This is a genomic window from Marivita sp., from assembly GCF_051859345.1.
Lineage (GTDB): Bacteria > Pseudomonadota > Alphaproteobacteria > Rhodobacterales > Rhodobacteraceae > Marivita.
The window spans coordinates 18,280-33,325 of sequence record NZ_JBHYFV010000042.1 but is presented as its reverse complement, the minus strand read 5'-3'; the positions used below and the strand labels follow the sequence as shown (position 1 = coordinate 33,325).

Here is a 15,046-nt window from a genome sequence, read left to right as displayed (position 1 = left end):
GGCTCGCAACCATCCAGACAGATCGCAATCGCGCAGGTCTTGGGCGCGGGATAGATGCGGTCATTGGCAACAACGGGGTTCTCAAGTGTCATAGCAAGTCCTTTTTCATGTCCGCCGAAGCGGATTCGAATGATCGTGTCTGTTTGGCGTCCAGGCAGAAACTCCGATTATTTTGCCCGGTTCACTGCGCTCCGGAGCCAGCCCGAAATAAATTCAGCGATCAAGACCAGAGCGATAATCGACAAAATGATCGCCCCGACACGAAGGTTCTCCAGTTGTTGAACGTTCCGTTTGAGGTACCAACCCATACCGCCACCGCCAAAGAAACCAACCACGGTGGCTGCGCGAAACGCCACATCCCAAGTGTAGATGGCAATCCCCGTGAAGGCGACGCGCACCTGTGGGACAACTGCAAAGATGAACACCTGAAATGAGTTGGCCCCAGCCGCCCGCGTGGCCTCGACCGGGCCCATATCAATGGATTCCACCTCGTCGGCGAAGAGCTTGCCTGCAAAGCCGATGCAGAACACCGTCAACGCGCTGACTCCGGCCAGCATACCGAAACCAAGGACCGAGACAAAAAGGATGGTCCAGATCGTCTCGTGGATGGCGCGGCAAGAAATTATGCCAAGACGGCCGAAGGGAAACAGGAATATGCGGTGCGGCGTGACGTTCCACGCGGAAAACCATGCCAGCGGGATCGCGAAGAACACGCCCAAAATCCCACCGAGGAACGCCATTTGCAGCGTATCGAGGATCGAGGCGAGATAGCCTGCGTCAGCAATATAGGCCAGATCAGGAGGAAAGAACCGATCTGACACAACTCCGAAGAGGCGCGCCAATCCCCAAATCAATTCCGCTATGTCGATGTTGAGAAAGTGCATCGAATAGCCAAGGAAAACCAGAATGGCCAGAAGCGTCCCGAAGCTCCAGAGCGACTCCGGATAGCTGTAGCGCGACCATGTCGGCTTGGGCTTCGGCGCGATGGCGGGTGTTCTGCTGTTCATTGCCATCCTCTCAGATCACAGCTCTGCGCAAGTAGTGCGAGACGATCTCGCCCAGAATGATGAGTACCAAAATGGCAAGGATCACCATTGTGACGCCGCCGTAATTGAAGCTGTTCATCTGGCGGAAAAAGAGCAGGCCAAGCCCACCAGCCCCCACAAGTCCCATCACCGCAGAGCGTCGGATATTGATGTCCCACTCAAAGATCACAGTGGCCAAGACAACCGGATATATCTGCGGCAGGATACCAAAATACATCACCTGAAACTCGTTCCCCCCGGTTGCGCGGATGGCCTCAACCGGTTTGGCGTCGATATTTTCGATTGCCTCCGCCGTAATTTTCGAGATGAAGCCCACGGAACGCATTGCGATCGCCAGAATACCCGGCAATGCTCCCAGCCCGACAGCGCTGACAAAGATCAGCGCCCAGACGATTTCATGCACCGAACGGCTAAGCACCATTAGAAAACGGCCGATGGGATAAAGGACAAACTTGCTTGGCGTAACATTCGCCGCGCCAAGCCACGCCACCGGCAGTGAGAAAACACACCCCAGGACGGTGCCAACAGTGGCCATCATCAAGGTCTCGATCGTTGGTACGATCAGTTCCGGCAACAGGCCCCAGTCTATTGAGATGTAGCGTCCAACAGATGCCAGGACTCCGCTGCGGCCTCCGATCCGAGACCAGTCCGTGTCCGCAATGATTGTACCTTGCACACACCATGCGGCAAAAACGAGAAAAACGCCCCAGATCACTACAAGCTTGAAATGGCGTTTGCGGCGCAATTCCATCTGTGCAGGTAGGCTGGCTATATGAACGTCAGCGCTGACCATGATCAAAGCACTTCCATCGAATAGATATCTTCCAAGTCGCTGTCTTTCAGGGTGGCGGTAATGCCATCAAATCTTTTGTATCCATCTTGCAAACCGATGATCCGGTTGCAGAATTCCTTGGCCAATTGCACATCGTGGATATTGCACAGGGCCGGTACGCCCAGTTCTTTTGCGATGCCCATGATCAGAGCCATGACCTCGCGGGAAATCTTGGGATCCAGGGCGGATGTTGGCTCGTCCAAAAGCAGCAATTTGGGCTGCTGCATGAGAGCGCGGGCAATACCCACGCGTTGACGCTGACCGCCCGAAAGCTCATCGGCGCGTTTGTTGATGTGTTCACTCAGGCCAACCCGATCCAGAAAATCCAGCGCCATGGTGATGTCTTTCTTAGGGAAATATCGGAAAAGGCTACGGATGTTGCCTGTGTATCCCAGTCGACCGGAAAGCACGTTGTCCATCACTGACATTCTGTTGATCAGGTTAAACTCCTGAAAGATCATACCGACGTTCCGGCGCAACTCGCGCAATCCACGCGGCTTGAGAGCCCGCACGTCCTGACCCAGAAGAAAAATCTGCCCATCTGTGGGCTTTACAAGGCGGTTCACACAGCGGATCAAGGTGGACTTCCCTGCACCACTGGGGCCGATCATGGCCAGAAAGTCATCACTTTGAACTTCAAAGTCGATACCCTTCAGGATCTCAGGGCCTTTGGCGGAATACCGCACTCTGAGGTTCTTGACAGACAGAACTGACATCAGTTGATTCTCCAGTCGCACTTGCCCCGGCATTGGCCGAGGCAAGACCTTGTTGACGGACTTGGCCTACTGCGCGTCTTGGGCAGCTTTGAGATCACGGATGATGTCGTAATCCGCATCGGTCATTGCCACGAATTTGCTGGCATTGACGTTCTCAAGGTACTGACGCCCTTCCTCGCTGTCACCCAGCGTCAAGAACGCATTCTGGATCTGGTCAATGATCTCGGGGCACAGGCGGCCATTGACCACAAACGGGTCCTGGGGGATCACAGGTGAGGACCAAAGCACGACATAATCCTCCATCGAGGCAATGCCGCGGTCCAGCACATTGTCCAGACGGTGCGTGGCGACGAAGGCCACATCGACCTGCCCTTCGATTACGGCAACACCCGAAAGGTCATGCCCGCCGGTATAGACCACGCGTGAAAAGTAGTCCTCGAGATCTGCACCGATCACTTTGGTGAACGCCACACGCGGCAACAGGTTACCAGACGTGCTGGCTGGATCAGTCAGCCCGACGACAGTGCCTTTGATATCTTCCAACGAAGTGTATCCCGAGTCAGCGCGAGCCACGAGAACAGCCTTGTAACCGGGCCCTTCCTCCTGGAAATGGCCTTTATGCTTGGCATAGGTGGCAATCACACGCAGTTCTGGATCGTTACCCTGTGCGATGATGTATGAATACGGGCCATGCATGCCCAAGTCCACAAACCCACCCAGCATTGCCTCAACGACCGAGGCATAAGACGTTGGCAGGAAGAACTCGACGTTCTTGCCGGTCGCGGCCTTGATTTGATTGACCAGTGGTTGGTAAAGCGACAGTTCCTGCGTTGTTTCTTCGGTTGGGATCATGGAGAAACGGATCACATCAGGATTTTTGCATTCTTGTGCCACGGCAACGGTGGTTGATGCCGCGGACATTAGCAGCGCGGCAGCAACAAGTCTGACCTTCTTAGTCAAGATTTTCATAGTTTCCTCCCAGTTGAATTTGAGCGCAGCGTCTGCGCCTTCCCCTTTATTTTCTCATGCGGATGACAGGCGTAAGACGCCCGTTTTGCTGGCTGCTTCCAGAAAGCTCTCTTTTGAGCCAATAAAGTTCTTGCCCCGCTCTCCTGCGAAAGCTTCGTCTATGATATCGGCACATGAATTATGCGGTACGCCGTGATCGGTAAAATGGCTGCCAACACCCAGGTTGCTTAGAAAGCCCGTCAGATCATCAGACCCTTGCGACAAGTTATCGCCAAAGATCTCCTTCAGTGCTGCCTCCCGGAACCCGCCTATCCCTTCGACAGACCGCAGGACGGTCGGCAAAGTGAAGGAGCAGGCAATGCCGTGCTGAACATGCCAACCCAACGTGATCGGGTAGGACAGATTATGAGCAATCGCTGTCTTGGTGTTGGAAAAAGCCAGACCGGCGTTGAGCGACGCCTCCGCAATTCTGCTGCGCAAATCCAAATTGCCAAGATCACTAAGAAGCCGCGGCAAATCAGCGATAATAGCGCGCGACGCCGCCACCGCATGACGCGCAGAAACAGGATTTGCATTGATGTTCCAAATGCTTTCGAGCGAGTGCGAGAGCGCATCAAGGCCGGTGGCTAGTGTCAAACCGTAAGGCTTGCCAAGCATCAGTGTCGGATCGACAAGGGCAACCTCGGGGTAAAGGTTTTCTCGAGCTAGCGAGAATTTGCGACCCCGCTCCTCGTCCCAGATCGTCGCCCAGCAGGTGACTTCGCTCCCGGTGCCCGCCGTTGTCGGAACGGCAATAATTGGGATTGAAGACAAATCCTCTTCGCCCTCTTTGGCTTCCAGAAAGCGTTTCACTTTGGAGAAATCGCCCGAAGCTGCCGCGAACGCCTTAGCGGAATCAATTACTGACCCGCCACCCAATGCCACAATCACTTCGGGCTGTGCAGTCAGACCTGCAAATCTTGCAGCTTGTACTTGAAGCAGCTTGTAGTCCGGGTTTGGCGCAATATCCTTGATGACCAAAACCGGATGTCCCGCTGCGGCAACCATTTTCGACGTTAGGTCAGTGAACGACGGATCCGGGTATGTCACCAAAGCATACGGTCTGCCTGCAATCAATGAAGATAGAGAGGCAAAGGCGTCATTGCCAAAAATAATCCGGACAGGATTTCTGTAGGTCCACATTCCGACGCCCTTCCCAGGTCTTGGCAACTCTTCGGCTGATCAAAACCATGTGGCAGGTCGAAATATATAACAAATTGATTGTTCAAAGTATATCTATAGACTGAGTCTATGCTTTCGAATGCACTTCGATCCTTTCATGCGGTTGCTTTTCATGAAGGGTTTTCTGCTGCCTCGCGGGCGCTGAATATCAGCCAGCCGACTTTGTCGACACAGGTGAAGGCCCTGGAGAGGCGTTATGACGTTCAACTTTTCAGCCGCATCGGGCGCGAAGTACGTCTGACCCCCGCAGGTCAAGCTCTCTACGCGACAACACAGCGTTTGCATCAAAGCGAAACCGAAGCTGAGGACTTGCTCAACTCTTTCAAGGGACTTCATTCCGGCTCTTTACGCATCGCCGCTGTCGGGCCCTTTCACGCGACAGATATGATTGTCGCGTTCAAATCGCACTATCCAAAAATTGACATCAGCGTAGCGTTTGGCAACTCCCGCCACAGCTTTGAACGCTTGCTCGCGTATGAGTCAGACATTGGTTTGATTGCCGAAGTAAATGCCGACCCGCGCGTGGTTACCAGACCTTACAGCACCCATGATGTGGTGACGTTTGTGAATGCCCACCACCCGTTTTTTGATCGCGAAAGTATATCGATCAAAGACCTGGAGGCTCAAAAAGTCGTTCAGCGCGAAGTCGGCTCGACAACACGCACAGCCATGGAGCGTGCTTTAGCCCAGCACAGCGTCTCAATCGATGTTGTGTTGGATATAGGCAGCCGCGAAGGCATCTGGAAGGCTGTAGAGCAAGGGCTGGGCATTGGGTTTGTCGCGGATTTTGAGTTTGTCCACCATCCAAACCTGCGCCCAATTCCAATCCGAGACGCAAGTATCAGAACTCAGTATTTCCTAGCATATTTGGCAGAGCGAAGAAATTCTAACCTAATTCGAGCTTTCTGCGATGTGGTGCAAACCGAGGAGGTTTAATGCGACACTCTCTCGGCGTTGTCATGTTCTTGAAGCACCCCAACTGCACGCATAGCCATCTCTCATGATCAGCCAAGTTTCACAGCCTCGCCTGAAGGGCTTACGGTCCCCTCGGCCTATCTCCAATGCCGTCTGGGCGTATAATCGGTTTGCCCTGAGCCTGCGCGATGTCGAGGATCTGTTGGCCGAACGGGGCGTAATCGTCTCGTATGAAAGCATCCGGGTGTGGTGCCAGCGGTTCGGAACGCAGATAGCTGCCAAGATCCATCGCGATTGCCCGGTTCCTTCCGACAAATGGCACCTCGACGAGGTTGTGATTTCAATTCGAGGGCGAAAACAGTCGCTTTGGCGAGCGATTGACACACACGACGAAAAGAAGAGGTCTTGGGGCGTTTCAAATGCCCACGCCAGGCACAGCGTTTTCTATCCGTCCACGATCAAGCCGCCACCATCTTCCGTCCAACACGCCACTGCCTTTCCGAAACATCCTACCGCCAATCTCGGGCTGACGCGTTCGGCCTGTGGAACAACTGTTCGGCTGAAATGGCTGCATGAACGGGACGCGGATCTTTGTCACGTCACGACATAACAACCCGACAAAGCCCTCCCGCGATCACCATAACCTCCGCGAGTCATCCGGCTATTTTGAGCACTTCCAAAGGTAAACGAGTTAGTTCCCACCCGGCATCCACTTGGTAATTGGCCGTGTGCTTTCGAATCTATTTGCTTCACCACAGAAACTGTTATATGTAACACATAACACACGGGGGGAGACATGTTGCAAACAAACGACTGCTTGTCGGAATTGCGCGACCTTCTCGGTCCAGCGGGCTGTATGGAGGGGGAAGATCTCCCGTTTCGCAACCGTACGGATTGGAGCTTTCTGCCGCCAACCACCCCGCTTGCCGTTTTGCGCCCAACGACCACCGAAGAAGTGGTGCAGATCATGCGCCAGTGTCACGCCAATCAAGTTACTGTCACACCTCAAGGCGGGATGACTGGACTCTGCGGCGGCGCTCGCCCGACGGATGGTGGCGTTGCCCTCTCGCTTGAACGACTTACGGGGATCGAAGAGCTGGACCCCGTCGGCATGACGATGACGGTGCGCGCGGGCACACCGCTTGAGACCGTCCAGAAAGCGGCCGCTGAGGTTGGTCTGTTCTTTCCTCTCGATCTTGGTGCGCGCGGTTCCTGTGCCATTGGCGGCAACCTGTCGACCAATGCGGGCGGCAACCGAGTGATCCGCTACGGCATGACCCGCGACCTTGTTCTGGGAATCGAGGCGGTGCTGCCCGACGGCACTCTGCTCACGATGCTCAACAAGATGATCAAGAATAACGCGGGCTATGACCTCAAACAGCTGTTCCTCGGGTCCGAGGGCACGTTGGGCGTCATCACGCGTGTCGTGCTGCGGCTTTTTCCCGAGCCGGGTTGCTCCAGCGCTGCCCTTTGCATCGTGCCTGACTATGAAACCGTGCTTTCGGTGCTGGCCATCACCCGCAAACGCCTTGGCCCTCTGCTGTCGGCCTTCGAGGTGATGTGGGCCGACTACTGGCACCAAGCGACCGACCGCGCCGGTGTCCGCGCGCCCGTCGGAATGGGCGACGGCAGTCATGCGATCCTGATCGAAATGCAGGGGCTGGACGCCGAGATCGACGGTGCCCGGTTCGATGCGCTGCTGGAATACCTCTTGGAAGAGGGTCACGTCCTTGACGGGGCCGTGGCGCAAAGTCTTGGCGACATTGCCGCCTTCTGGGCCACACGTGATGCTGCTGCGGAGTTTGCCAACCCCGCCGTGATCGGCCCGCATATCAGCTTTGATATCGGCCTGCCCGTCGCCCGAATGGATGAATTTGCTCAAGAGGCCAAAGCGAAATTGCTGGACCAACTTAGCTTCCACTCGGTGTTCTATGGCCATGTCGGGGACGGCAACCTGCATGTCGTCGCCTGGAAGCCCAATGCCGATCCACAGCCGCTCGATGAAGCCAGCCGCATCGTCTATGGCATCGTCGGCGCCATGCACGGAACTGTGTCCGCAGAACACGGGATCGGAACGCTCAAGAAACCCTATCTGCCGCTCAGCCGCAGCCCTGCCGAAATCGCGCTTATGCGACAGCTCAAGCAGGCGCTGGACCCGAAGGGGCTGCTGAACCCGGCCAAGATTTTCGACTGATCTCAGAGATCACCACCTGGTTTCCGACAGAGGAGAGGGAGCCGGGTATCAAACCACCAAGGAGGAGAAACCAAAATGACACTGACCAAACGTCACATGCTGGCCGCCTTTGCCGCGCTGATGACCACAACCGCCTTGCCCGCCACGGCGCAAAGCTGGCCTGATGGGCCGGTCACCATGATCGTGCCATGGGGTGCCGGAGGCGGCACTGACGCGACCGCAAGGATGATCGGATCCCTGCTGGAAGCCGAGATCGGCGTGCCGGTGCCAGTGGAAAACCGCACTGGCGGATCTGGCGTGATCGGCCATAGCGCCATCGCCGACGCAGCCCCGGATGGCCAGACCATCGGCGTGGCGACGCTCGAGATCGGCACGATGCACAACCTTGGCCTGACCGACCTTGATTATACCGCCTACACCCCGCTTGGTCTTTACAACTCGGACCCGGCAGCGATCTTCGTCCACGCGAATAGTGACCACGCCGATATCGGCGCGCTGCTTGCAACGCTCGAAGGCACGGCTGACCGCGAATTCAAGGGGTCGGGGTCGGCACAGGGCGGCGTGAACCACCTCGCGCTGGCCGGGATGCTGATGGCCGCCGGTATGCCCGCCGACCGTGTTGCATGGGTTCCGTCCGAAGGCGCTGCTCCCGGACTTCAAGACCTCGCTGCCGGCGGAGTCGAGGTTGCGACGGCCTCACTGCCCGAAGCCGCTGCGCTGATGGAAGCCGGTTTGATCCGTCCTCTGGCAGTGTTCTCGACCGCACGGCTGGACATCGCGCCCGACGTGCCGACCTTCACCGAGGCGACGGGCCATGAATTCAGCTTGGGTTCCTGGCGTGGCCTTGTCGCGCCCACCGGTCTCGACCCGGCTGTTGCAGAACAGCTGACCGCTGCACTCGGCAAGGTGCTGGAAGCGCCGGAATACACAAAGTTCATGACAGACCGTGGATATGCCATGCAATGGACCACGGGCGCGGAATTCGAGGCCTTCATGAAAGCTTCGGACGCAGCGTTGAGCGATACGTTGAAGGCCGTCGGCCTGTCAAATTGATCGTTTTCAAACAAACCTGCGGCGCCGGACAGGTTCCGGCGTCCGACTGATTTTCTATTGAACGGTGGGACGGGCATGAAACTCCATGACAGCGCCATCGGTGCCGTAATGGTCATTTTCGGCGCATGGATCGTGTATTCGGCTTCGGGCTTTCCACGGCTCACGGGGCAACCTATCGGGCCGGGCACCTTTCCGGTCGTTCTGGGCACACTTTGCACCCTCGGTGGTCTGGTGCTTTTCGTGTCCGGCCTGCGTCGCGGAGACGGCACACTTGTCACGCTTCACCCCGGCTGGCAAAAGAGCGACCGTCTGGCAACGATTGGCCTGATGATCGGCGGCACAGCCCTGTTGGCCGCCTCCTTTGAAACCGTCGGATTTCCCCTTGGTGGCAGTCTTCTGCTGGCCGCGCTGTTCCTGGCCTCGGGACGGCGTCATCCCGCATGGGTCCTGATGGCTGTGGGTTTTGTCTGCATCGTGCATGTGCTGCTCACGCGGTTCTTGCAGGTTCCGTTGCCTGCAGGTGTCCTGAAAGGACTGTTCTGATGCTGGTCCACTTGTCCGATGCACTGCCGCTGGTGCTGAACTGGAATATGGCGCTTGTCATGCTGGCCTGCTCGGCATTTGGATTGTTCGTCGGCGCAATCCCGGGGCTTTCGGCGACGATGGCCACAGCGATGCTTGTGCCGATCACTTTTTTCATGGATCCGGTGCCCGCCATTGCCGCCATCGTCACCACCGCCGCGATGGCGATCTTTGCCTCGGACATTCCCGCGGCGCTGGTGCGCATTCCCGGCACCGCCGCATCCGCTGCCTATATCAACGATCTCAACGCCATGACCCGCGACGGTCGCGTCGGACGCGCGCTCGGGATCTCCGTGACCGCCTCTGCGATCGGCGGCGTGTTCGGCTCGCTGGTGCTGATGATGGCAGCCCCACAACTGGCGCTGGTCTCGCTGCATTTCACCTCGTTCGAGTATTTCTGGCTGGCGCTGCTGGGTCTGTCGGCTGCCGTCATGCTGGGGACAGGTTCGATCCTGAAATCGCTGATGTCACTGCTCTTCGGCCTGCTGATCGCCAGTGTCGGCATGGACACCACCTCGGGCTATCCGCGCTTTACCTTCGGCATCGACTCTCTGTTGAGCGGAGTCGCCTTTGTCCCAGCGCTGATCGGCATGTTCGCCATCCCCGAACTGATCCGCACCTTCGTGAACCGCGATGTGGTGCCGCCAGTGATCCCGATCGGCAATCCGCTTGCGATGTTCCAAGGTATCGGCTCGCTGCTGTGGAAGACCAAGACCGGCCTGTTGCGCGGCTCGACCATCGGCACGGTGATCGGCATCCTGCCCGGCGCAGGGTCCGACATCGGGTCATGGATTTCCTACGCCGTGTCCAAGCGGTTCTCGAAGACACCCGACAACTATGGCAAAGGCACCGAAGAAGGCCTGACCGAAGCCTGCGCCGCCAACAACTCTGCCCTGTCAGGCGCCTACGTTCCGGCGATGGTATTCGGCATTCCCGGCGACAGCATCACCGCCATCGTGATCGGCGTTCTTTACGTCAAGGGGCTCAATCCAGGGCCGATGGTCTTTCTGACCTCGGGGGACAAGATCATGGCGATCTTCCTTGTGTTCCTGATCGCCAATTTGCTGATCGTGCCGCTCGGCCTATTGGCCGTGGCCCTCGCGTCGCAGGTGTTGCGGGTGCCGAAACTGACGCTTGCACCGCTGATTCTTGGGTTTTGCATCGTCGGGTCATACTCGATTGACTCGTCGGCTTCTGGCATTGTGATCATGCTGGTTCTGGGTATCTTCGCCTACTTGATGGAGGAGAACGGATTTCCGGTTGCTCCAGCCATATTGGGAATCGTGATGGGACTGCTTGTGGAACGGAATTTTGTGACGTCGCTGATCAAGTCGGACGGTCTGGCCCTTGGATTTGTCGAACGCCCCATCGCAGCAGGTCTCGCGGCACTGGTCCTGCTGATCTGGGCCACGCCCGCGGTGATGTGGCTGGCCCGGCGCAGGGGGACGGCATGACGCTGGCCCGGATCGTCCCGGCGAAATCGCTCGCCGAAATCGCGGCCTCGCAGATCCGCGATGCAATCCTCTCGGGGGCCTTCCGAATGGGAGAGAACATTTCAGAGGATCGGCTGGTCGAACGACTGGGGGTTTCACGCACGCCGGTGCGCGATGCGATGGCGCTGCTCGCGCGGGAAGGCCTTGTGGTCGTTCGTCCGAAGCGCGGAACCTTCGTTTTCGAAACGTCGCCCGAGGACATCAAGGCGATCTGCGATTATCGCGAAATTCTTGAAACCCAAGGCGTACGGGTGGCACTTCGTTGCGCGCGGAACGCCTACCTAAGCGAATTGCAGGACGTCATCTCGGCCATGACGACCGCGCTCAAAGCCGATGATGCCGATGCCTACGGTCGTCTCGACACGCAGTTCCACGGCGCCGCCTTTTCCCATTGCGGCAATTCCTACCTCAGGGACGCCAATTCGCTGGTCGCCGGTCGCATTGCCGCCCTGCGCGCGAATATCACCGCGCCCTATGCAGAGCGACGCGCCGAATCGATGGCTGAACACGTCGCCATGATGGACCTATTGTCCGAGGGGGATCTCGATGCCTTCGACGCTGCGTTGAAGGTCCACATTCGCCGAACCGAGGAAGTCTACAGCCGCGCTCTGGCCGAAGGGCATCTTGGCGGCAGCCCGACGGAGGCTCCGAAATGAGACAGACCGGATTGCTGAATGGTGCCGCGCGACTGCGCGCAAGACTGGATCGCGGCGGCATTCTTGCCTGTCCGGGGGCGGCCGATGCGCTGACCGCGCGACTTGTGCAACAAGCAGGGTTCGAGGCGGTCTACATGACCGGCCTTGGCGCCACCGCCGCGCGGCTGGGCACGCCTGACCTTGGTCTGATGACCCAGTCGGAAATGGCGGACCACGCCCGCGCCATGGTGCGCGCCTGCGACCTGCCGGTGGTCGCGGATGCCGATACCGGATATGGCGGGCCGCTGAATATCCGCCGCACCGTGCAGGATTACGCGCTGGCCGGGGTGGCCGCCTTGCATCTCGAGGATCAGGAAAGCCCAAAACGCTGCGGGCAACTGGCGGGTGTAAGGCTGATCGACCGCGCCAGTGCGGCGCAACGCCTGCGCGCCGCTGTTGCCGCACGCGATGAGATGCAGGCCGACACGGTTCTGATTGGACGGACGGACGCGTTGCAACCCGAAGGTCTGGACCGCGCGCTCGACCGCGCCCGCGCCTATCGCGACACGGGCATCGACCTTGTATTTGTCGATGGCGTCAAGACACGGGCCGAGGTTGAAGGCATCGCGCGAGGGTTGGATGGGCCCAAGGTGGTCAGCCTCGTCGAGCCTTTCGGACCTGAATGGCATGGGTTTCAGCGTTGCGCTTTATGCGGTGACCGCCCTTTTTGGCGCAATCGCGGGGGCAAACGACGCTCTTGCCACGCTTGCAGAGACCCAACGCCCCCCGGCAGACCCGCGCACCAGCTACGGTGATTATGCGCGACTCGTGGACCTGGCCGGGCACCAGGAATTTTCCCACCAGTTCGAACCCGATGTTTGAGAGTTCAACACCTTTCCTGACCAGACAAGCGCTGGCCGAAGTTGGGCATACGCGACCGTGTTGCACGGATCGGCGATTGGACGCAGCTGCCCCTTTCCCGTACTGTCAGACGACAGGTTCATAGACCGCACGACCAAGGCAGGTCATGCACTGCCGGACGGCAATCGCGAGAGGGTCGAGATCCTGTCCTTGGTGCTCCATCATGACGAACAGGGCGTGTCGTGCGCCATGGACAAGGCGCTGGAACAAGAAAAGGCCCAGGAAAAGACTGGAAAGATCGCCTAGTCGCGGGTGAAAACTGAATTGGTGATCCTCGACAAGCTCGGATAGCTGCCGTTCAGCGCCTTGGGCGGTGCGCTGCTGTTCCATCTTCTCAATAAGCTATGCGAACGCACCAGCGTGGTCATCATGACCAACCTCATCTTCAGCGAGTGGGCCAGCGTCTTCGGTGATGCAAAGATAACCACTGCACTCCTCGATCGCCTCACCCACCGCTGCCACGTCCTCGAGACTGGACATGACAGCTCCCGCTTCAAATCCGGCTCCGAGACAGCGAAAAGGAAACGGAAGGAGACAGCGCCAGATCGGCGTTTGTTCGGATCAGGCCAAATGCGACAAGGGCGGATCAGTCATTCAGGACCGCCATGTTTTCCGGCTCCCAACCGATCCAGACCAAATCACTGCCGATCCTGTCGCTCGTTTCAACGTCCGCATAGGCTCTGAGAAGCGAACCGGACCGTTCGCCGACGGCGATCTGCAACGCAGTCCGCGATCCGAGGAACGTCTTGCCGACCACACGTCCCTGTATCGCGTTTCCCGTCTCCGGACGATCCGCGTGAAACCCGATCTTTTCGAGGCGAACCGATGCGGTGATCCGCTGACCTTCGCCGGGCAGGTTTTGCGGCGCCTTACCGTGCAGTTTCGTTCCCTCCCAGTCCATCACGATCCGTGTTCCGTCACGGCCGCATGCGTGCCCTTCAAGCAAATTCGTTTCCCCAAGAAACTCTGCCACGAAACGGCTGGCCGGCTGGAAATAAAGCTCCTCCGGCGTGCCGTCCTGTTCGACCCTGCCCTTGTTCATGACCACGATGCGGTCGGACATCGTCAGCGCTTCCTCCTGGTCATGAGTGACGAAAAAGAACGTCTTGTTCGTGCGGCGCTGGATGGATTTCAGTTCCTGCTGCACCTGCCCCCGCAATTTGGCGTCAAGCGCACCAAGCGGCTCGTCGAGCAAAAGAAGCGACGGGTCGGGGGCAAGCGCACGCGCCAGTGCCACACGCTGCCGCTGCCCGCCCGACAATTGGATCGGGTAGCGTGATGCGTAATCCTCGAGTTCGAGGAAGGCCATGATCTCGGACGAGTAGCGTTTGATGTCGGTGCGGCCCATGCCCTTCAGTTCCAGACCGAAGGCGATGTTCTGCGCCACGGTCATGTGGGGGAACAAGGCATAATCCTGAAACACCATGTTCACATGACGCCGTTCGGGTGGCTGGTTGGTCACATCTTCACCGTCAAGGAGAACGCGCCCCGTCGTCGGACGTTCGAACCCTCCGAGAATCCGCAGCGTGGTGGATTTGCCGCATCCCGAAGGACCAAGGAAGGTAACGAACTGGCCTTGCGGAATATCCAGAGTCAGATGTTCGAGCGCGACAGTATCGCCGAAATGTTTTGAAAGGCCTTCGATACGGACCAGCGGTGTCAGTTCTGACATGGTTCAGGATTCCTTTTTCATGCGGCGGGTGAAACGTTCCGCCCAGATACCGATTCCGGCGGTCAGGATCAGCGCGACCGTCGCGATGGCGTTTATTTCCGGACTCATGCCCGAGCGAAGCATGGCAAAGATCAGCACCGGCAGGGTCGGTTCGTATCCGCCAAGGAAGAAAGACCGCACAAAATCGTCAAAAGACAGTAGAAGGCAGAAGATCGACGCGCCCAGGATCGCTGGCACCAGATAGGGCAACGTAATGCGCAGGAACGCCACGAAGGGGTCCGCACCAAGATCGCGGGCTGCCTCGATCTGGCTTTTGGGAAGTGTCGACAGCCGGGCCATCACCACCAGCACCACGAAAGGGACATTGTGCACGGCATGCGCCCAGATGATCGCCCCCATGCCCGGTTCGATCCCGAGCCAGCGGGCATAAATCCGGAACGCAATGGCCGAAATGATGCCAGGCACAAGCGCAGGCAGAACAGCAAGACCGAAGATCACGGCACGCCCCGTGAATTTGCGGCTTTCCAGAAGGACGGCAAGCCACGTGCCGACCAGAACCGACACAAGCGTGGACAGCACCGCGATGGTCAGCGAATAGCTAAAGGTTGACAGAACTTCGGTGTTCTTGAAAACGCCGATATACCAGTCGAGGGTCCAGGAGCGGATCGGAAAGCCGATGAACCGGCTGTCTTTGAAGCCCATGATCACCATCAGGATCAGAGGCACGAAAACGTAAAGCACGAAAGCCCAGTACACGCAGCCCAGCAGGATACGGTTTCCGCGAAACACTTCGGGAC

General features: G+C 58.1%; 14 protein-coding genes and 2 pseudogenes. 9 read left to right on the top strand and 7 right to left on the bottom strand.

Going from position 1 to position 15,046, the window contains the following annotated elements:
• Window positions 1-167 precede the first annotated feature (167 nt).
• The 5 genes from phnE (ACTIEN_RS19030) to psrA all read right to left on the bottom strand — a co-directional run bounded on the left by phnE (ACTIEN_RS19030) (window position 168) and on the right by psrA (window position 4,745).
• Entirely contained in the window at window positions 168-1,007 is an 840-nt protein-coding gene (gene phnE / locus ACTIEN_RS19030) for a phosphonate ABC transporter, permease protein PhnE (protein WP_439524728.1), read from the bottom strand.
• Window positions 1,008-1,017: 10 nt separating this feature from the next.
• A complete protein-coding gene (phnE, locus tag ACTIEN_RS19025; RefSeq protein WP_439524727.1) occupies window positions 1,018-1,839 on the bottom strand; it encodes a phosphonate ABC transporter, permease protein PhnE in 822 nt (273 codons plus the stop codon).
• Between the two features lie 2 nt (window positions 1,840-1,841).
• A complete protein-coding gene (gene phnC, locus ACTIEN_RS19020; protein ID WP_439524726.1) occupies window positions 1,842-2,594 on the bottom strand; it encodes a phosphonate ABC transporter ATP-binding protein in 753 nt (250 codons plus the stop codon).
• A gap of 66 nt (window positions 2,595-2,660) precedes the next feature.
• Window positions 2,661-3,563: a phosphate/phosphite/phosphonate ABC transporter substrate-binding protein gene (locus ACTIEN_RS19015; protein WP_439524725.1), complete on the bottom strand. Its 903-nt coding sequence runs from the start codon at window positions 3,561-3,563 to the stop codon at window positions 2,661-2,663.
• 54 nt (window positions 3,564-3,617) lie between these two features.
• Window positions 3,618-4,745 (bottom strand): iron-containing alcohol dehydrogenase PsrA, encoded by a 1,128-nt coding sequence (gene psrA / locus ACTIEN_RS19010; RefSeq protein ID WP_439524724.1) that lies wholly within the window; start codon window positions 4,743-4,745, stop codon window positions 3,618-3,620.
• A 108-nt stretch (window positions 4,746-4,853) separates the two neighbouring features.
• On the opposite strand from psrA, the gene ACTIEN_RS19005 reads away from it, so the two are divergent.
• The 9 genes and pseudogenes from ACTIEN_RS19005 to ACTIEN_RS18965 form a co-directional block, all read left to right on the top strand.
• Window positions 4,854-5,720 carry a LysR substrate-binding domain-containing protein gene (locus tag ACTIEN_RS19005; protein ID WP_439524723.1) on the top strand — a complete coding sequence of 289 codons (867 nt, stop codon included), beginning with the start codon at window positions 4,854-4,856 and terminating at the stop codon, window positions 5,718-5,720.
• A gap of 64 nt (window positions 5,721-5,784) precedes the next feature.
• A pseudogene (locus ACTIEN_RS19000) lies at window positions 5,785-6,275 on the top strand (hypothetical protein).
• A gap of 220 nt (window positions 6,276-6,495) precedes the next feature.
• Window positions 6,496-7,893, top strand: coding sequence for an FAD-binding oxidoreductase (locus tag ACTIEN_RS18995; RefSeq protein WP_439524722.1), 1,398 nt, complete (start codon window positions 6,496-6,498; stop codon window positions 7,891-7,893).
• Window positions 7,894-7,968: 75 nt separating this feature from the next.
• Window positions 7,969-8,946: a Bug family tripartite tricarboxylate transporter substrate binding protein gene (locus ACTIEN_RS18990; protein WP_439524721.1), complete on the top strand. Its 978-nt coding sequence runs from the start codon at window positions 7,969-7,971 to the stop codon at window positions 8,944-8,946.
• A gap of 75 nt (window positions 8,947-9,021) precedes the next feature.
• On the top strand, window positions 9,022-9,489 hold the full coding sequence (locus ACTIEN_RS18985) for a tripartite tricarboxylate transporter TctB family protein (protein ID WP_439524720.1): 468 nt from the start codon (window positions 9,022-9,024) through the stop codon (window positions 9,487-9,489).
• A complete protein-coding gene (locus ACTIEN_RS18980) occupies window positions 9,489-10,982 on the top strand; it encodes a tripartite tricarboxylate transporter permease (protein WP_439524719.1) in 1,494 nt (497 codons plus the stop codon). The genes ACTIEN_RS18985 and ACTIEN_RS18980 overlap by 1 nt, the downstream gene beginning before the upstream one ends.
• Complete coding sequence (locus tag ACTIEN_RS18975; RefSeq protein WP_439524718.1) at window positions 10,979-11,677, top strand: GntR family transcriptional regulator; 699 nt, start codon at window positions 10,979-10,981, stop codon at window positions 11,675-11,677. Before ACTIEN_RS18980 ends, ACTIEN_RS18975 begins: the two co-directional genes overlap by 4 nt.
• Window positions 11,674-12,471, top strand: coding sequence for an isocitrate lyase/PEP mutase family protein (locus tag ACTIEN_RS18970; RefSeq protein ID WP_439524717.1), 798 nt, complete (start codon window positions 11,674-11,676; stop codon window positions 12,469-12,471). The genes ACTIEN_RS18975 and ACTIEN_RS18970 overlap by 4 nt, the downstream gene beginning before the upstream one ends.
• Window positions 12,472-12,775: 304 nt before the next feature.
• Window positions 12,776-13,114: pseudogene (locus ACTIEN_RS18965) on the top strand (ATP-binding protein); the annotation flags it as partial.
• Between the two features lie 49 nt (window positions 13,115-13,163).
• Here the strand turns inward: ACTIEN_RS18965 and ACTIEN_RS18960 are convergent.
• Window positions 13,164-14,249: an ABC transporter ATP-binding protein gene (locus ACTIEN_RS18960; protein ID WP_439524716.1), complete on the bottom strand. Its 1,086-nt coding sequence runs from the start codon at window positions 14,247-14,249 to the stop codon at window positions 13,164-13,166.
• Window positions 14,250-14,252: 3 nt separating this feature from the next.
• Entirely contained in the window at window positions 14,253-15,038 is a 786-nt protein-coding gene (locus ACTIEN_RS18955) for an ABC transporter permease (RefSeq protein WP_439524731.1), read from the bottom strand.
• Window positions 15,039-15,046 lie beyond the last annotated feature (8 nt).